Source organism: Bacillus sp. 95MFCvi2.1 (assembly GCF_000374965.1).
GTDB classification, from domain to species: Bacteria; Bacillota; Bacilli; order Bacillales; family Bacillaceae_G; genus Bacillus_A; species Bacillus_A pseudomycoides.
In genome coordinates this window covers 19,876-37,931 of sequence record NZ_KB895704.1, presented here as the reverse complement: position 1 = coordinate 37,931, position 18,056 = coordinate 19,876, and the positions used below count along the sequence as shown (strand labels likewise).

Below are 18,056 nucleotides of genomic sequence, written 5' to 3'. Positions count from 1 at the left end.
ATATTATATTTTCAGATGAATAACGTCGGATTAAAAAGTAAACATATTTATCTTTTGTTCGGATTATAATAAACTATTTTTGAATTTGTCTATAAAAACAAAAATATTTTGTGTGGGGGTATAGATTGCACTTATATGGAGCGGATTGAATAGAGAGGAAGCAGTAATGTTATCTTGAGAAACAGATAGATAAGAAATAAGAGGGAGTTTCATTTATCCTGCTATTTGCGGGCAGTAAAACCTTCATCTCAAAATTCGGCGAAAGCAAAGAAGTTAGGTTGGGGATTAACTGTCCGTAAAAGTCGGATTGGTGAGGGATAATACTCAGTGGGAGATGAAGAAAAACTCAACTGCTTTTCACTTTGAATGGTTGTGAATATTCGAATAGATCTCGAGGGGATTGGAACCAACTAACGAATAAAAAAGAAATCATAAAAGTAAGTAAGATCTTGATAGATGTTGTGGTGAAACAGTAATCTGTTGCTTTTGATCATGATATAGAAATGAACATGAAGCGTAAATAAGGCGATATAATGGGCGTAAAAAAACAAAAATCTTTTCACGGATTTTTGTTTTTTTATTAACTATAAAATTCCTTTCAGTTCACATTGTATACAAACGTTTTTAAATTTGTTTATAAAATAAGCAAACGTAATGTTGAAATGTTTGTGAAGTTTATGATAATATGATAAAGTGGATAAACGATATCGTAATTTGTTTAGGTTAATAATAAACTTTTTGGAGGATTGTTTAGTATGAGTGATATTTCAGAGAAGTTTTGGGATGCTTCCGTTGAAGAACTGAAAAAAGGATATGTATTTGAAGAGGATACAGAAGAATACATTTGCTTAGCTTGCGGAGAAACTTTTATAAAAGGTGTTATTTATCAAGATCATAATGTTTTATATGAAGCAGAGAAATTTGCACAGCTGCATATTGAAAAGGAACATACATCTATGTTCGCATATTTATTAAGTCTGGATAAGAAGTTTACAGGTTTAACAGATTTACAAAAGAAAATGGTGCAGTTTTTTTATATGGGTTTAAATGATAAAGAAATTGTGAAAGAGATGGATGGAGGCAGTACATCGACAATTCGTAATCATCGATTTACATTACGGGAGAAGATGAAACAGGCTAAGGTGTTTTTAACGCTGATGGAATTGTCGGAAGAAAAATCAAAAGTGCAGTCTAAATTTTTACCGATTCACCGCACAGCTACAATGGTGGATGACAGATATAACATTACGGAAGAAGAGAATGATGAAGTGTTGAAATTGCATTTTACCGAAGGATTAAATGGGCCGCTTGTTAAATTTCCGAAGAAACAAAAGCGTAAACTTATCATATTGAGACATTTAGTGAAAAAGTTTGATAGTAGTGAGAAGTATACAGAAAAAGAAGTGAATCAAATTTTAGAAAGTGTGTATCCGGATTTTGTAACCTTGAGAAGGTATTTAATTGAATATGGTTTTCTAGATCGAACAGCTGATGGAAGTAAATATTGGGTTAAATTATAAGAAAAAGACAAAAGAAAGGAGAAATGAATTTTGAAATCACCTACAGATAACACCCAAGAAGGTGTAGAATCACAAAATCATGAGAAGGAAAAGAAACCGATATGGAAATCAATGTCCATGTTCTTAGTTCCTTTACTTTTAAGTAATGTATTACAATCAGTTGGACAATTGTTTGGGATGGTAGTGGTAGGACGATGGCTCGGTGTGAATGATTTAGCTGCCATTTCTGCATTCTTTCCATTGTTCTTTCTACTTGTTTCATTTGTAATTGGAATTGGCTCTGGTAGTTCAATTTTGATTGGGCAAGCGTTTGGTGCTCGTAATGAAGAGCGTTTAAAAGCAATCGTTGGTACAACATTGACCTTTACATTTGTTATTGGAGTCATTTTAGCGATAGTTGGAAGTATATTCGCAATGGACATTATGCGCTTTATGGGTACACCAGAAAACATTATTGATATGAGTGTTCACTATGCACGTATCTTATTTATTTCAATGCCGGTCTTATTCTTATATTTTGCATATACAACATTTATGCGAGGTACAGGAGATTCCAAAACGCCATTTTACTTTTTAATTGTTAGTACAGTATTGAACATGATATTGTTGCCTGTTCTTATTTTTGGTTGGTTAGGATTGCCAGAACTTGATGTTTATGGAGCAGCTTATGCTTCTGTTATATCAACGATTATAACGTTTGTTGTAATGCTTATTTATTTAAAGAAGAAAAATCATCCATTGCAATTGGATGGGGCAGTACGAAAATATCTTCGGATGGATTGGGAATTATTAAAGTTATTACTACGTCTTGGTATTCCAGCAAGTATTAATATGATATTAGTTTCGTTATCTGAGATTGCAGTCATTGCATTTGTAAATCGCTTCGGTTCTGATGCGACCGCAGCCTATGGAGTCGTGAACCAAGTGGCAAGTTATGTACAAATGCCAGCAGTGAGTCTTGGAATTACAGTATCCATTTTTGCTGCACAATCCATTGGTGCGAATCAATTTGATCGATTACAGAAAGTTGTTCGGGCAGGTATTGTGATGAATTATATCATCGGCGGGGTATTAATTGCTCTTATTTATTTGTTCTCAAGAGAAATTTTATCATTGTTCTTAACAAGTCCAAATACAATCGAAATTGCTCATAGTTTAGTGATGATTACATTATGGAGTTATTTAATTTTCGGTCATGCGCAAATTATTGGTGCGACAATGCGAGCAAGTGGAACCGTACTATGGCCGACTATTATCGGTGTTGTATCAATTTGGCTTGTAGAAGTTCCTGTTGCCTATTACCTTTCGTATCATACAAGTCTTGGTATAAAGGGTATATGGATTGGATATCCAGCAGCATTTATTGTGAGTTTACTTTTACAATATGGGTATTATAAACTTTCATGGCAGAAGAAACGGATTACGCGACTTGTTAGTTAGATTGAAAGTAAATAAAAATGTTCCTAAGCTTGAAAGCTTAGGGACATTTTTATTTTGTATGAGTACAACTCATAAATAACTTTTCAAAGTTACATCAAAATGGTGTCTTATGAGTTTTCCATCATTCATATAGAATTCCCAAGCTTTCTCTGGATCTCCGATAATCTCAAAGGAATTTTCTGTTATATATAAAGCACAATTATCCTCTAAAGCAATTCCATCTATATCACATGCATGATTTTGTAAGAATAGATGGAAAGCAGTTGCTCTATCTGGCTGATTGTAATGGGGACAGAAGTGTTTGTTTACCATATTCCAGCCATCGCTTTCTATATAGCCATCTCCTTTATAATTAGAACGGAAGCCGGTTGTAAACCAGCACATAGCACCAGAGCTATATCCTGCAATGAATGTTCCATTGTGTAGGGCTGCTATTAACTTTTCATCTATTTTGTTTTCTTTCCAATTTTCAAGCATATTGATATAATTTCCTCCGCCTAGATAGATGAAATCAGCAAAATGAATCATTTCACTTATTGTATCTTCGCTATAGCTTTCTTTTATGCAACATAGAATGTGAACATCACACCCTAACTGCTTTTCAAATGTTTCTCTAAATTCTTTTATATAACCTTCATCATCATTGCTTGCTGTTGGGATAAACAATACTCTTGGAGATTGTTTCCCAGTTAGTTCTATAAGTCGTTGATTTATATGGAAATGATCTGTCTGTTCGAGATAACCTCCGCCAATTACAGCTAACTTCATAATGAAGCACCACCTAATAGATTTTTATTATTGATAAAATTTCGCTACAGGAGAGTGGCTTTCCTTCTGCAACAAAAGATGAAAAGTAAAAAGTATGAATGAATAAAGGAAAGGTGTGTGATATACCGAAGTTAAATAAAAAGTGAACTCGATAATGGGAGGAAAAATAGTGAAAAAATTAATTGTAATTATACTAGCTGGAGCACTTATTTGGGCTGGAGTTAACTTTTATAATTCCAAGCAAGAAGAAAAAGAACGGAAAGCAAAACAAGCAGCACTGCAAGAGAAAGAAGTATTACCTCAAGTAGGATTTAAGGCGCCGAAAATCACACTAAAAGGATTAGACGGAAAGCTTTATTCATTAAATGATGCAAAAGGAAAACCGTATGTTATCAATTTCTGGGCGTCATGGTGTGGACCATGTGAAATGGAAGCGCCGGACTTAGTTCGTCTTTACGATAAATATAAAGGTGAAATCGAAATTTTTGCGGTGAATGCAACGATTGGAGATGCAGTACAAGAAGCAAAGGCGTTTGCAGATCGTTTTGGATTTAAGTTCCCAGTTTTATTAGATATGGATGGGGTGGCGGGACTTGATTATAAAATTGTTTCACTGCCAACAACGTTTTTTGTTGATAAAGATGGGATTATTGTAGATCAAGCGCGTGGAGTATTACCTCCGGATCAGTTGGAAAAGAAATTCAAACAATTAATTGAGAAGTAAGAGGGGGATAAAGGTTACAAAGCTTCTCATAGGGATAGGAAATGGAAGTGGGTGATTTCCAATGATATCATTTTTCACTATTTCATGTGCTACTATATTTATAGAGATTAGCATTATTCATATGTATTGGGAGTTTATTGTGAGAAGATTCCTTCTTTTTTGTTTTCTCTCTCTTTACAACTATCATTTAGAGGAGTATATTAACAATCAGAATAGCTCAATGTAGATTTTACAGCCAAATAATAAATCGCTTAATCCACTTCAGGAGCGGGGGAACCAAATTTGTGCATTGTCACTAGGGGTGAATCCTTTTATAGGTAGGGCTACTCTCAAGGCCCGAATCCGACAGCTAACCTCGTCAGCGTTTTGAGAGGGGGGCTTGTGTGTGTAAAAAACACTAGGTGCAACCTGGTGTTTTCTTTTTATTCTCTTAATGGTAAAATATAACATTTGTTTTTGAGTGTAATGGAAACAGAGAGGGGAAAGAGGATGAACTGGCTTACAAGTCTAATTACAATTGGCCTATTCGTAATTGTTGCAAAACCGATGGGAGACTATATATACAATGCTTTTCAGCGTAAGGAACCATTTCAAAAGGTATTTGGCCCACTGGAAAACATCTTATTTAAAATTGCTGGGATTAAAGGGCATAGTCAGACTTGGAAACAATATATGTTTTGCTTAATGAGCACAAATTTTTTCTGTATCTTGGTTGTATATTCGATATTTCGATTACAAGGGATTCTTCCATTAAACCCGAATCACTTTTTAGGATTAGAACCAACATTAGCATTTCATACAGCAATTACATTTATGACGAATGCGAATTTACAACACTATGGGGGAGAAAGTAGTTTATCATATTTCTCTCAAATGGTAGGTGTGACATTTATGATGTTTGCGGCACCTGCAACTTCATTGTCAATTGGTATTACGTTTATTCGTGTACTAGCGGGGAAAAGAATAGGAAACTTCTTTGTTGATTTTGTACAAGCAATTACAAGAGTATTATTGCCAATTTCATTTGTGGCATCATTGATATTTGTGGTTTTAGGGACACCGCAAACACTGGATCCAACAATTGTTGTGAAAACGTTGGAAGGAACGGCACAAGAAATTCCTCGTGGACCGGTAGCGTCTTTGCTTTCTATTAAAGAACTTGGTGACAATGGAGGAGGTTTTTTTGGAACAGTTTCTGCGCATCCTTTTGAAAATCCCAATATGATAAGTAACGTGCTACAAATGATGTTACAAATGTTAATTCCGATGGCTTTTCCATTTGTATACGGAAGAATGGTTGGCAATCGGAAACAAGGTAGAATGTTTTTTATATCAATGTTCATTCTTTTGATTATCGGATTTTGTACGCTTGCTATATCTGAATTGAAGGGGAATCCATTGTTAAATCAATTAGGGATAGAAAGTTCACAAGGAAATATGGAAGGGAAAGAAACTCGTCTTGGCGTCATCTCTTCTGCTTTATATGCAACTGTTACAAGTGCCTCTGGAACAGGTGGTGTTAATACAACACACGACACATTAACACCGATTGGTGGAATGGTTCCACTTATAAACATGCTTTTAGGTACCGTGTTTGGAGGGATCGGACTTGGGTTTATGAATGTCGTCATGTATGCAATGATTGCTGTGTTTCTAGCCGGATTAATGGTGGGACGTACACCGGAGTTTCTTAACAAAAAAATAGAAGGAAAAGAAATGAAGTTAATAGCAGTCACGATTGTGTCTCAGCCATTACTTATTCTTGGAACTGCAGCGATTGCATTTTCTACGAATCTAGGAACAGATGCAATTTCTAATCCGGGTTTTCATGGTTTAACGCAAATTATATATGAATACACGTCATCTGCTGTTAACAACGGATCCGGATTTGAAGGATTAAGGGATAACACGCCTTTTTGGAATCTTTCAACGGGAATTGTTATGTATATTGGTAGATATTTAGGTGTGATTACAATGCTTGCCGTCGCAGTTGGACTCAAAAGGAAAAAGGTTGTACTTGAGACTAGAGGAACCTTTCAAACAGATAATCGGCTATTTGGAGGAATTCTACTTGGGACTATCTTTTTAATAGGTGCCTTAACATTTCTGCCGGTACTTATACTAGGACCGGTTGCTGAATTTCTTACAATATCATAGTGAAACTTTAATTTGTTTAGGCTTTTACTAATGCATTCTCTTTAACAAAGTGTTAAATTTAATTTAATTAAAGTAAATAAAATTAACATAAAAATGATTATATGTTAAACTGTATTAAAATTAATTTAATGTAATTTTATTGTGCAAATTGCTATAAGAAAATTAGGAGGATTAGATAAATGAAGGAGATTGAAAGCAAAGATATACAAAAATGGAAAGGCCAATATCCTTTACTAAGCAGGCTCATTTCGATGGAAGAAGTATTTTGGATTAATCCCAATATCGAAAAATTTCAAACGGGAATTAAAAAATCCCCCCTCACTCAAGAAGATGTAAGGGATGCAGAGGAAAGGTTGAAACGTTTTGCTCCATATATTGCTAAGGTTTTTCCAGAAACAAAAGGAATGAACGGTATCATAGAATCACCTTTAGTGAGAGTTCCTTCCATGAAACAATCCTTAGAACAGGATTATCAACAACCTATATTAGGTGAATTATTGTTAAAGTGTGATAGTCATCTTCCTATATCAGGATCTATTAAAGCAAGAGGGGGAATTTATGAAATTCTCAAACATGCAGAGGAATTAGCTTTTCAACATCAAATGTTAACGATACAAGATGATTATTCGATTTTAGATAGTGATAAGTTTCGAAGTTTCTTCTCGCAATATTCAATTGCAGTAGGCTCGACTGGAAATTTAGGTCTTAGTATAGGTATTATGAGTGCTAAGTTAGGTTTTAATGTGACTGTTCATATGTCAGCCGATGCAAAAGAGTGGAAAAAAGATTTGTTAAGAAGTAAAAATGTGACAGTGATTGAATACGAAGCTGATTATAGTAAAGCGGTAGAAGAAGGGCGACTGCAAGCAAATGCAGACCCTAGTTGCTATTTTGTTGATGATGAAAACTCCCATGATTTGTTTTTAGGATATGCGGTAGCGGCATCTCGTTTGCAAAAACAATTAGAAGAGTTAGAGATAACAGTAAATGATGAACATCCTTTATTTGTTTACCTTCCGTGCGGAGTAGGTGGTGGGCCTGGAGGAGTAGCATTTGGCTTAAAGTTATTGTATAAAGACAATGCCCATTGTTTCTTTGCAGAACCTACCCACTCTCCATGTATGTTACTTGGTTTAATGACTGGACTTCATGATAAAATTTCTGTACAAGATATTGGCATTGATAATGTCACAGACGCGGACGGACTTGCTGTAGGAAGACCATCTGGATTTGTGGGTAAAACTATGGAACCTTTTTTAAGTGGTAGTTATACAGTTAGCGATGAACAGTTGTATAAGTTACTTAAGAAATTAGTCGATACAGAGGGGCTCCATTTAGAACCTTCTGCACTAGCAGGGATGATAGGACCAATGAAATTATGTAAAGAGGGAACCGATTATTTATTGAAGCATAATTTAACAGAAAAAGTGAGGAAGGGTACACATATTATTTGGGGGACTGGTGGAAGTATGGTTCCTGAAGAAGTGAGGAAGCAATATTATCAAAAAGGCTTGAATTTAGCGATAGAGAACTAGAAGTAATTTAACACGAGGGTAGTTTAACCCCCGTGTTTTTTTATTCGAATTTTTTTGTTATTTTTAACGTGGTTCATTATAGTATAGATATAGGCTTTTTTTGAAAGTAAGGACTTGACGATATAAGCTTAATAAATTCGTTATACAATAGAAAGCTTCATTTTACATAAATAAGAGGATGTGTATATACAATGTCACTACAGTCAAAATATTTAGCGGGTATTTCACTTGGGGTAATGGGAGTAGGGTTTGCGGCGACTATTCCATTTCAGGAATCGATGATAGGAACAATTGTACAAGGTGGATTTGAAGCAGGATTAGTAGGGGGGCTTGCTGATTGGTTTGCAGTCACGGCACTATTCCGTCATCCAATGGGAATTCCAATTCCGCATACAGCCCTACTTCCAAAAAATCGTAAACGGATTACGAAAGGCCTCGTTTCCACACTGGAGAATGATTGGCTGACAAAAGAAAGCATAACAAATAAAGTGAAGGAAATGAAGTTAGCACAAATGGTGTTACAGATTGCAGAAAGAGAGCTGCAATCTGATGCTGTGAAAAAAGGGATTGTTACAATTGCTGAAAAAGCGATTCTTCAAATTGATATCGAAAAGTTAGCTATTGTAATTGAAAAAGAATTAAAAACATATTTACATACGATTAATACAGGAAATATACTGCAAGTCCTTATTGATCAATTGGTTGTACAAGAATATGATGAAAAAACACTTGATTACATGTTAGTTAAAGCGAAAGAGTGGACGGCTCAAGATGAAGCCCGTTATCAACTTGGAAGTTTAGGCATGAAAGCGATGGAAAATATAAAAGTGGATGGATTCTTGCAATTTACTCTAAAATCTTTCATGAATATTGTAGATGAAGAAAAAATCGGAAGCATATTGCAGAAGTTCGTGATTAGTAATATCAGTAGTTTACAAAATCCTGATAATACCACAAGACAACTTATATTAGTGAAAGTTCGTCAAGAACTTATTAATGTGAAGGAAAATGAAGTGGTATTACAGGAATTAGAGAATTGGAAAGAAAGTTGGATCGCAAATTGGAATGCGGCTGACAAGATAAAAGAATTGTTAGGACAAGCGCAGGTAAGAGCAGTCGCTTTTATTAAAAAAGAAGAGTTTGCAGATCAATATCTTCTTCCATTTTTAACGAAGCAAATGAACAAAGTGAAAGAAGATCCAGTAACAGTTCAAAAAATAGAAGGCTGGTTGCAAAAGCAAATTGTAAATCTTGTTGAAAATAATCATTCCAAGATTGGAAAGCTTGTACAAGAAAACCTTGATAAGTTAGACGATCAAACATTGATTGAAATGATTGAAAATAACGTAGGCAAAGATTTGCAATGGATTCGTGTGAATGGTGCTGTTTGCGGGTTTATGATTGGGTTAGTTTTGGAAGGGATTAAAGCACTTATATAGAAAAAAACCTTCCTCATGATATGAAATGCATGTGGAAGGTTTTTAGTATCCGAAGAAGTTTCCTTCCTCAATTATATGCTAGCGTTTCATTCTTCAAGAAGGCTTATGTTTGTATTATAAGCTTTTTGAATGTTTAGCTGATGTGTTCCGTTTCCGAGCTTTAGTGTGTTTTTATACCATTGTTCTTGCTGATTTGAATCTGGATTTTCTTTTGAAGAATTATTCACCTTTTTCGTTAACTCTTCTACATGTTCCCAAGGTGTATTCCCATGAGAATCTTTTTGATTTGTTACTGCTGATAGCGTTATGTCGCTATCTTTTACAAGATGAACAGACACGTTTGATCTTTCTTGTACAGACCAATTGCTTTGTAATTGGCCTGGGTAAAGAGAGAGTTCTCTTTCAGAACCGCGAATTTCCACATTTTTATTCTGCGGGAGGACAAGTGTTGCTGTCATTCTTGACTGTGAAGCAAAGAATTTATGGTGAACAGGTAATGGTTTTAATGTCACATACATTGTTTCACCAACTGTGTGAATGGCCATGAAATCTTCCTGTTTTAGTTTGTTCTTTTCATTTGCTTTCATAGTCATTTCATATGTTCCTAATAAATGCACTTTATTAATGTTACTACCTTCTATTGTAAGAGGAGTATTACTCGTATCAACTACAATCTTTTTAATAGAATCAGGGATGTCATGTTGCGCTTCTGGGATGTTATTCGTTTGCTCAGTTGTTCCAATGAAATAACGAATCTCCTCTAGTAATCCAGTGGATAATAAGAAATAGAATGAAATTCCAACGGTCCCTAATGCGCCGATAAAGAAAATACTAAATATATCATATTTAATAATAGGCTGCTCTTTTTTAGAGAATATAACGTATAGTAAAATCTCGATGCCAAGCACAATGAAAAGAATAGGCCACCATGCTGTGAAGTTATCAAATACTTGTATACCTTTTATAGTTGAAAATAATAAGAAACAACCTAATGTGATAATTGAAATCCCCATAGATATCGTTCCTACACGCCATGTTCTCATTCTTTAGCACCGCCTTTTTCTTCTTTATTCCCTAGTAATAATTTAAAGCCACCACCAATTAAAAGGAGGGCAACGATAGATGTTTGGAAATAGCGATAATATAATTCACTAATATGAATATTGAATATAGTAGCGAAATAATCGTCAAAAATAGGGAGGAGTGTTTGATCTAGTAAATAATAGCATCCTAACCCGATGAGTCCGATACCAAGCCATTTTTGATGATTAATAAAATAATCGATAATAGGTGTGTCTTGTAAATCTTCTTTTCCGTATTTGGATGTTTGCTGTAATGTATCGAAAAAGCTATAAAACCAAATGATAGGTACTAAAAATAAGAAGGCGGAAAGTCTTAATAAATCAAGCATATAAATGGCAAGTAAAAAGGCTGCCATTAGTTGAAGACCACGGCGCTGTAAGCCTAAATACATATGACCCGCTCCAGGGAACATCGCTAAAATAGAAGCGAATGTTTTACTTTTCCTTCCTTGTTCTCGGTGCTCCTCAAAATCTTCGAAAATAGTACGATCGACTAATATTTCCCCACGTTCTTTTTTCTGCAGCTGCTGGACGACATCGAAGAAATTATAAATCCATAGAACAGGTAACGTAGCGAGAAAGATAAGAAAGCTTTCACGAGATGTTAATAGTGTAACGAATATAATCATGCTACCTAGTCCTGTAAAAGCGACTAAAAATGTAAGTCCACGCTGCATAAGTCCTAATTGGAAATGCCCAAGTCCAGGGATGATGGATAAGAGAATGATATAAAATCGTTCACTTTCACGTGCTGCTTCTTGCGTTAGGTCTTTCTCTTTTTTCCATGACTGATTCACTATAGAAATAATTAAGTCTAGTATATTTATTCCCCATACAAGTGCTAATAAAAATAGGATAAGGAAAACAATTCCGTGATTTCCGAAGTTAATAGTAAAGCCTATCGCAGCGAGAAATAATAATAATGAACTACCACCATATATAATAAAACGACCAATTCGCTTTAAATATAAATGTCCAAGCCCAGGAATCAACCCTAGAACTAGCGCTAAAAATGGGTTTTTATTCATGTTTTGAACCTCCGTTCGTTTTTGAAGTGTGTATAGTTTTGTTTAAAATTTGTTTTGAAATCGAAACCCCACTTTGTTTGGAAGATTGTTCAAAACTAGAAGTCACTGTGAAAATATAATGGAATAAACCGCTTGCCATAAAAATTAAAGTAGCTGCAGTTGCAATTATGTAGTGAATGAGCGTACTCTTTATTTGTCTTGGTTGCTTCTTACTCATTTTTTCTTCAGACTTAAGTTTTTCGAATTTGATTTGCTTCATAACCTCATTTGTAAATGAATCATCATTTATGATTGGAAGGTTTTCATTTTGTTCATCAATGATTTCCATATAAAGTGCTAAACAATGATCACATTCATAAAGATGTTGTTCCATAGATTCACGTTCGTTATGTGATAGAAGATCTAAAGTGTAATTGCACCAAGCTTCTTTTGAAAAATGCGTCATAAAAAATCTTCCTCCTTCCAATGTTTTTTGATCCATTTTCTTGCTCTATAAAGCTTCATTTCGACTGTTTTGACTTCAGCATTTTGTTGAGTAGCAATTTCTTGATAACTTTTTTCTTCTAAGTAATGTGCGAGAACGACATCACGATAATTCTCTGGAAGTTCTTTTAGTTTTTGAGCAATCAGCAATTTTTTCTCTTTCCTCAGTAACGATGCCTCAATATTATGAGAGGATTTTATATCTTCCTGAGTTTCGTTTGATAAGGAGAGCTCTACTTTTTCCCTTTCTTTCTTTCTCTTATAATCAATGGCATGATTTGTAGCAATCCGTGCCATCCACGTTTTTAATCCGCGGAATTGATAGTTAGGGAGAGAGGCGTGAATCTTTACGAATACTTCTTGTGTGATATCTTGTGCATCTTCCTCATGTCTTAAAATAGCAAAAATAACTTGGAAAATATAATGACGATATGTTTGTACAAGGATACGAAAAGCATGTTCACTTCCTTGTTGTGCTTTTTCAATTAATTGTTTTTCCTCAATGGTTCTCTCCCTCCTTTTTGACGCATTCTATTATATAGACGTAAGAAATGGGAAGTCCCCCTACACATGATGTAAAAAAAGAATAATATATTTTAAGAGAAGAGGCTACTTCAAAAGGTGTGAAAAAATGTTATAGAGAAGTATATAATGAGAAATAGGGAAATGTTACATGGAGAAAGGATGTGAATGTTAGTAGAGGAACTCCTATACTAACAAACATGAAAATAAAAGTATTGATAGCCGATGATAACTCTTTTATTAGAGAAGGCATGAAAATTATTTTAAGTACATACGAAGAATTCGAAGTGCTAGAAACAGTAAATGATGGGCAAGAGGCTCTAGATTATTGCAAAAAACATGATGTAGATATTGCACTTTTAGATGTTCGAATGCCAAATATGAATGGTGTAGAGGCGACGAAGCTAATTTGTGAGGAGACAAAAACAAAGCCGCTTATTTTAACGACATTTGATGATGATGAGTATATTTTGGAGGCAGTAAAAAACGGAGCGAAAGGTTATTTGTTAAAAAATAACGACCCGGAGCGCATTCGTGATGCGATAAAAGGAGTATATAACGGGCAAACTGTTATGCAAGACGTAGTGCTTGATAAAATTAAGTGTAACTTACTGGAAAATAAAGAAGAGGAGTCGAAAATAGATAAGACTCTTTTTACAGAGAGGGAACTCAGTATTATTGCATTAATTGCAAAAGGTTTCTCTAATAAAGAAATTTCAAAACAGCTTTTTATATCAGAAGGAACAATTGCAAATTATATTACGTCTATTTTAGGGAAAACGGGTCTTGAACATCGTACGCAAATTGCGATTTATTATTTAACAGGGAAAGTAGACTGATTTTATGGAGTTTTGGTTCATTGTAAGTAAATTAATTGTCTTCTTATATATAGTGTTCAGTTATATTCACTCAAATGTTATGAACTTACCGTGGGTTATATTTACTTTGCTTTCGTACCTTTGTGTAAACGTGACAATTTCTATTTTAAAAAAAGATGCGTATAAAAAAATATTAATTGGACTATCAATCGGTATTATCGCTTTGTTTACATGGAGGATTCATCCGTTTTTTATTTTGTTTTTACCTTTGAACTTATACGAAATTGTATCTTATTACATAGAAAAGAAATGGCAGATCTTTTTCATTATGATTCTCCCTATCGTTTTTGCGGATGAAAGTGTTCAAATGACATATGGACTCATTACTGCATTTTGTTTTCTTGTTTTAACGATGGCAGACCGTTACATAGTACGATTACTAAAGCTTGAAAAGCAAAATGATAAGATGCGAAAAGATATGCAGCGGCTCGCAAAAAGTTTACATGAAAATAAAGAATACATAAGGCAATCAGAATACACATTTAAATTAGAAGAACGAAATCGATTATCACAAGAAATTCATGATAAAATTGGTCACTCCATGACAGGTGCACTTATTCAAATGGAAGCAGCAAAGAGATTGATGGAAATAGATAAAGACAAAGCTACGGAGTTACTACAAAATGCGATTCATATTTCTAAAGATGGGATTGAAAATATTAGAATTACCCTTAAAAATATGAAACCACCAACTGAACAAATTGGAATTCATCGTATGAAATTATTCATAGATGAGTTTGCGGGCAAGCATGATATAAAAATTCCGTTTGTGTATAAAGGGAATTTGGATACAATTTCCCCTATCCAATGGAAAATCATTGGTGAAAATATTACGGAGGCGTTAACGAATGCGATGAAATATGCTGATGCGACAGTTATTTCAATAGATATTCATGTACTTAACAAGATGGTCAAGGTACAGGTGAAAGATAACGGGAAGGGTGTAGTCTTTGTTAAAAAAGGACTCGGTATTATTGGGATGGAGGAGAGAACAGCGTCTGTTAATGGGAAAATAATTGTAGATGGAACGAATGGCTTTTCGGTAACAATGTTGTTGCCGATTCAGTAAGACATGATTGAGATGAATGATCTCATATGAAAAAAGTGAATATTCTCATGTGAAAAGAATGAACTTCTGCACTGAGCAGGTTCATTCTTTTTGTTTATAATAACAGCAGAGAAACTGAAATAGGGGTGAAATGATGAACGTATTAGAAATAAAAAATTTAACAAAAAAATTTGGTGATTTCATCGCAGTAGATAATATGTCTTTAGCTATTAAAGAAGGAGAGATATTTGGATTTCTAGGATCAAACGGTGCTGGTAAAAGTACAACAATTAATATGATTGCTGGATTGTTAAGAAGTAATGAAGGTGAGATTAGCATACTAGGAAAAAATACAAAGAAACATAATCGTTTTGCGAAAATGAACATTGGAATTGTACCGCAAGATATAGCAATTTATGAGGAGTTAACCACCTATGAAAATGTGAAATTCTTTGCGGGTTTGTATGGATTACGAGGTGCAGAATTAAAAGCGAGAGTAGAAGAAGCATTGCAGTTTGTAGGACTAAGTGATAAACATAAAAGTTATCCAAAGAACTTTTCGGGTGGGATGAAACGAAGACTTAACATTGCTTGTGCCATTGCGCATCATCCGAAGTTAATTATTATGGATGAGCCGACCGTTGGAATTGATCCGCAATCAAGAAACTACATTCTTCAGTCTGTACGAAAATTAAATGAGATGGGGAGCACAATTATTTATACAAGTCACTATATGGAAGAAGTAGAAGAAATTTGTACAAAAATTGCAATTGTAGATCACGGTAAAGTAATTGCAGAAGGTACGAAAGAACAATTAAAAGCGATTATTACAGATACAAAGGATATTTGGATTGAAGTGAAGTCAGTCGAAAATCTAGAAGTAGCTAAATTAAAAGAGATTAATGGCGTCAAAGCTGTTCAAATCGAAGAGAACGTGATTAAAGTGCATTCTGATGCAGGGTTGAATAATTTAAACAAAATTATTCAACATTTTATTAATCATGATATTGAGATCCGTTCGTTAGAAGAACAAGCGCCTAACTTAGAAACAGTATTCCTTACACTGACAGGCAGAAATTTACGAGATAAATAAATTTTTATTAAGAGAAAAAGGGAGGTTCATCGATTGAACATCTTCAATATTGCGATTATGCACATCAAAAGAGACTTTCGGGATATTAGAACATTAGTTTTTATGTTGGCATTCCCAATTGTGCTTATGCTTGTATTAGGAACAGCTTTAACGAATGCATTTAATGGGGAAGGCCAGTCTATTAAAGATATACAAGTATTATATAAAGATGAAGCAAGTAGTACGTTCTCTCAATCATTTGAAGCATTTGCGAAAGAAACAAGTAAATCGGGAATTCACTTTAAAAAAGCCTCAAATGAAATAGATGGCAAAGAAGAAGTGAAACAAAATAAATATGCCGGATATTTAGAAATGAATAAAGACGGTGTGAAATTATATGAGAGTGATCGAAATAGTGTTGAAGGAAGTATCATTGAAGGGATGCTTACGACATTTGTTGATAAGTACAATGTAGCAGTAGAAGTTGCGAAAGTGGATCTTAGTAAGGTTAGCACAGTTATCTCAAATGGAAATCATGATGATTATATAAAAGAAACATCTTTACAAGCTGCTAAAAAACCAAGTTCTATGGATTACTATGCAATTGTAATGACGACAATGATTGCTTTATATGCAGCGATGGGAGCAAGTTATTTAATTCGTGGAGAGCGACTTAGAAAAACGGGTGATCGCTTAATTGCGGCACCTGTTAGTAAAGCAGAAATTTTTATAGGAAAAATATTTGGTAGTCTTGTAGCAAATACGCTTTGTCTACTTCTCGTCGTTTTCTTTAGTAAATTTGTCTATAAGGCGAATTGGGGTGACCATCTTGGAGTAATCTTTCTTATTTTATTAACGGAAGTCTTGCTTGCAATTAGCTTTGGATTAGGAATTGGATATATTACAAAAACAGGAGAAGCATCTAAAGCGATTATTATGGTTGTTGTGCAATTAGCTTCTATTTTTGGAGGAGCATATTTCGTAGTTGAAGAAAATGTAGTTACGAATTTATCACCATTAACATGGGCGAATACAGCGATTATGAAAATTGTTTATGCAAATGACATAGGAGCTGCATTACCCGTTATCTTTTTAAATCTTGGTATTTCAGCACTCTTTTTATTGCTTGCGATTATCGCATTACGCAGACGGGAGGGGTTATAGTATGAAAGATATTTTATGGCTTATACAAAAAACATTATCTGTGCTTTTGAAAAATAAAAAAGGATTACTAATTATTATTGGTTTACCAATAATAGGGTCTTTAATTTCTTTTTCGATATATGGAAATGTAGGGCAAGGGACGTTAAACATTGGGGTTGTAAATAAAGAAAATCAGTATATAGCAAATGATACGGTGAAGTTTTTAGAGGGATTAAATCATGTAAAAGTGAGTAAGATTAAGGAATCAGAAGTAGAAGATAAGCTTACTTCGAAAAAACTTGATGGAGTAATTACGTTAAATAAAGGTTTTTCACAAAGTGTTCGAGATGGGAAACCGAGTCATATTGAGGTTGCATCGATAAAAGGTGATCAAGTAACAGGGTTTGTAAAATCATACTTGTATAATTATATTGATAATATAGTTGCTATTAGTAAAGTCGCGCAAAATGATCAAAGTACGTTTGATAACATGTATGCGGGTTATCAAAAAAGTTCATTTAAAGTAAAAGCTGAGACGCTTCAAGATACTTCAAAAAATAAAGATATGACGAATCAAACTGTCGGTTATCTCATTATGTTTATGTTGTTTTCAGCGGTGAATTTATCAGAACTCATTTTAAAGGAAAAAGAGAATAGAACGTATTTTAGATTATTATCAACACCGATAGATGGGAAAAAATTTATATTATCTAACGTAGCTGTTAATATGATTGTTTTAGTCGTTCAAATTGTTGTCGCAGTGTTATTTATGACGAACGTTTTTCATACGAATATCAATATGCCATTTATGGTCATGATTGGCGTACTGATGATATTTGCTTTAGTAGCAATTGGTATGTCACTAGCCATTGTATCTTTTGCGAAAAATGCAACTTCTGCAAATGCTATGCAAAATATTATAATAACACCAACGTGCTTACTTGCCGGATGCTTCTTTCCGTTTGAAATTATGCCAACATCCGTGCAAAAAATAGCTGATTTTCTCCCTCAACGTTGGTTATTAGATACGATAGGAAAATTACAACAAGGGACGCCAATTGCAGATTTATATTTAAACATTTTAATTTTGTTTGCTTTTGCAATTGCCTTCTTCTTAATTGCGATTTATAAGTTTGGTCGTAATAATGACGCGAGGAATTTTATGTAATAGGAAGGGATGCGGTATGGTGCCGCATCCCTTTTTGTATGTTTGTAAT

General features: G+C 34.3%; 16 protein-coding genes and 1 riboswitch. Of the genes, 11 read left to right on the top strand and 5 right to left on the bottom strand.

Annotation, left to right across the window (positions count from 1 at the left end):
* Positions 1 to 755 precede the first annotated feature (755 nt).
* Positions 756 to 1,520, top strand: coding sequence for a DUF2087 domain-containing protein (locus C568_RS0119290; RefSeq protein WP_006094400.1), 765 nt, complete (start codon positions 756 to 758; stop codon positions 1,518 to 1,520).
* A 30-nt stretch (positions 1,521 to 1,550) separates the two neighbouring features.
* Positions 1,551 to 2,960 (top strand): MATE family efflux transporter, encoded by a 1,410-nt coding sequence (locus C568_RS0119285; RefSeq protein WP_018782478.1) that lies wholly within the window; start codon positions 1,551 to 1,553, stop codon positions 2,958 to 2,960.
* Positions 2,961 to 3,029: 69 nt separating this feature from the next.
* Here the strand turns inward: C568_RS0119285 and C568_RS0119280 are convergent, their stop codons facing one another.
* Positions 3,030 to 3,728: a Type 1 glutamine amidotransferase-like domain-containing protein gene (locus tag C568_RS0119280; RefSeq protein WP_018782477.1), complete on the bottom strand. Its 699-nt coding sequence runs from the start codon at positions 3,726 to 3,728 to the stop codon at positions 3,030 to 3,032.
* Positions 3,729 to 3,897: 169 nt separating this feature from the next.
* Between C568_RS0119280 and C568_RS0119275 the strand changes: the two genes are divergently transcribed.
* From C568_RS0119275 to C568_RS0119260, 4 genes are all read left to right on the top strand, one after another.
* Positions 3,898 to 4,452 carry a TlpA family protein disulfide reductase gene (locus C568_RS0119275; RefSeq protein WP_018766734.1) on the top strand — a complete coding sequence of 185 codons (555 nt, stop codon included), beginning with the start codon at positions 3,898 to 3,900 and terminating at the stop codon, positions 4,450 to 4,452.
* Between the two features lie 238 nt (positions 4,453 to 4,690).
* A riboswitch (cyclic di-AMP (ydaO/yuaA leader) is annotated at positions 4,691 to 4,832 on the top strand.
* Positions 4,833 to 4,941: 109 nt separating this feature from the next.
* Positions 4,942 to 6,609: a potassium-transporting ATPase subunit KdpA gene (gene kdpA, locus C568_RS0119270; RefSeq protein WP_018766733.1), complete on the top strand. Its 1,668-nt coding sequence runs from the start codon at positions 4,942 to 4,944 to the stop codon at positions 6,607 to 6,609.
* Positions 6,610 to 6,788: 179 nt separating this feature from the next.
* Positions 6,789 to 8,144, top strand: coding sequence for a D-serine ammonia-lyase (locus tag C568_RS0119265; RefSeq protein WP_006094404.1), 1,356 nt, complete (start codon positions 6,789 to 6,791; stop codon positions 8,142 to 8,144).
* 191 nt (positions 8,145 to 8,335) lie between these two features.
* Positions 8,336 to 9,583 (top strand): DUF445 domain-containing protein, encoded by a 1,248-nt coding sequence (locus C568_RS0119260; protein WP_018782476.1) that lies wholly within the window; start codon positions 8,336 to 8,338, stop codon positions 9,581 to 9,583.
* A gap of 86 nt (positions 9,584 to 9,669) precedes the next feature.
* Here the strand turns inward: C568_RS0119260 and C568_RS0119255 are convergent, their stop codons facing one another.
* Genes C568_RS0119255 through C568_RS0119240 form a run of 4 tightly spaced genes read right to left on the bottom strand, consistent with a single transcriptional unit; the run spans position 9,670 to position 12,623 of the window.
* The gene (locus C568_RS0119255; protein WP_018782475.1) at positions 9,670 to 10,626 is read right to left on the bottom strand and encodes a LiaF transmembrane domain-containing protein; all 957 of its coding nucleotides are present in this window, start codon (positions 10,624 to 10,626) and stop codon (positions 9,670 to 9,672) included.
* Positions 10,623 to 11,693, bottom strand: coding sequence for a hypothetical protein (locus C568_RS0119250; RefSeq protein WP_018782474.1), 1,071 nt, complete (start codon positions 11,691 to 11,693; stop codon positions 10,623 to 10,625). Before C568_RS0119250 ends, C568_RS0119255 begins: the two co-directional genes overlap by 4 nt.
* A complete protein-coding gene (locus C568_RS0119245) occupies positions 11,686 to 12,138 on the bottom strand; it encodes a hypothetical protein (protein WP_018766730.1) in 453 nt (150 codons plus the stop codon). Before C568_RS0119245 ends, C568_RS0119250 begins: the two co-directional genes overlap by 8 nt.
* Entirely contained in the window at positions 12,135 to 12,623 is a 489-nt protein-coding gene (locus tag C568_RS0119240; protein ID WP_080740252.1) for an RNA polymerase sigma factor, read from the bottom strand. Before C568_RS0119240 ends, C568_RS0119245 begins: the two co-directional genes overlap by 4 nt.
* Before the next feature lie 275 nt (positions 12,624 to 12,898).
* Between C568_RS0119240 and C568_RS0119235 the strand changes: the two genes are divergently transcribed.
* From C568_RS0119235 to C568_RS0119215, 5 genes are all read left to right on the top strand, one after another.
* Positions 12,899 to 13,537 carry a response regulator transcription factor gene (locus C568_RS0119235; protein ID WP_003196658.1) on the top strand — a complete coding sequence of 213 codons (639 nt, stop codon included), beginning with the start codon at positions 12,899 to 12,901 and terminating at the stop codon, positions 13,535 to 13,537.
* A 4-nt stretch (positions 13,538 to 13,541) separates the two neighbouring features.
* Positions 13,542 to 14,645: a sensor histidine kinase gene (locus tag C568_RS0119230; RefSeq protein ID WP_018782471.1), complete on the top strand. Its 1,104-nt coding sequence runs from the start codon at positions 13,542 to 13,544 to the stop codon at positions 14,643 to 14,645.
* 133 nt (positions 14,646 to 14,778) lie between these two features.
* Positions 14,779 to 15,717: an ABC transporter ATP-binding protein gene (locus tag C568_RS0119225; protein WP_018782470.1), complete on the top strand. Its 939-nt coding sequence runs from the start codon at positions 14,779 to 14,781 to the stop codon at positions 15,715 to 15,717.
* A 33-nt stretch (positions 15,718 to 15,750) separates the two neighbouring features.
* A complete protein-coding gene (locus C568_RS0119220) occupies positions 15,751 to 16,860 on the top strand; it encodes an ABC transporter permease (protein WP_018782469.1) in 1,110 nt (369 codons plus the stop codon).
* A gap of 1 nt (position 16,861) precedes the next feature.
* Entirely contained in the window at positions 16,862 to 18,007 is a 1,146-nt protein-coding gene (locus tag C568_RS0119215; protein WP_018782468.1) for an ABC transporter permease, read from the top strand.
* The last annotated feature ends 49 nt before the right edge of the window (positions 18,008 to 18,056 follow it).

Bases quoted from the DNA above. Each gene is read 5' to 3' on its own strand.
- C568_RS0119265 (WP_006094404.1), top strand. From the start codon at position 6,789: ATGAAGGAGATTGAAAGCAAAGATATACAAAAATGGAAAGGCCAATAT.
- C568_RS0119290 (WP_006094400.1), top strand. From the start codon at position 756: ATGAGTGATATTTCAGAGAAGTTTTGGGATGCTTCCGTTGAAGAACTG.
- C568_RS0119225 (WP_018782470.1), top strand. From the start codon at position 14,779: ATGAACGTATTAGAAATAAAAAATTTAACAAAAAAATTTGGTGATTTC.
- C568_RS0119250 (WP_018782474.1), bottom strand. From the start codon at position 11,693: ATGAATAAAAACCCATTTTTAGCGCTAGTTCTAGGGTTGATTCCTGGG.
- C568_RS0119245 (WP_018766730.1), bottom strand. From the start codon at position 12,138: ATGACGCATTTTTCAAAAGAAGCTTGGTGCAATTACACTTTAGATCTT.
- C568_RS0119235 (WP_003196658.1), top strand. From the start codon at position 12,899: ATGAAAATAAAAGTATTGATAGCCGATGATAACTCTTTTATTAGAGAA.
- C568_RS0119280 (WP_018782477.1), bottom strand. From the start codon at position 3,728: ATGAAGTTAGCTGTAATTGGCGGAGGTTATCTCGAACAGACAGATCAT.
- C568_RS0119255 (WP_018782475.1), bottom strand. From the start codon at position 10,626: ATGAGAACATGGCGTGTAGGAACGATATCTATGGGGATTTCAATTATC.
- C568_RS0119260 (WP_018782476.1), top strand. From the start codon at position 8,336: ATGTCACTACAGTCAAAATATTTAGCGGGTATTTCACTTGGGGTAATG.
- C568_RS0119215 (WP_018782468.1), top strand. From the start codon at position 16,862: ATGAAAGATATTTTATGGCTTATACAAAAAACATTATCTGTGCTTTTG.
- C568_RS0119230 (WP_018782471.1), top strand. From the start codon at position 13,542: ATGGAGTTTTGGTTCATTGTAAGTAAATTAATTGTCTTCTTATATATA.
- kdpA (WP_018766733.1), top strand. From the start codon at position 4,942: ATGAACTGGCTTACAAGTCTAATTACAATTGGCCTATTCGTAATTGTT.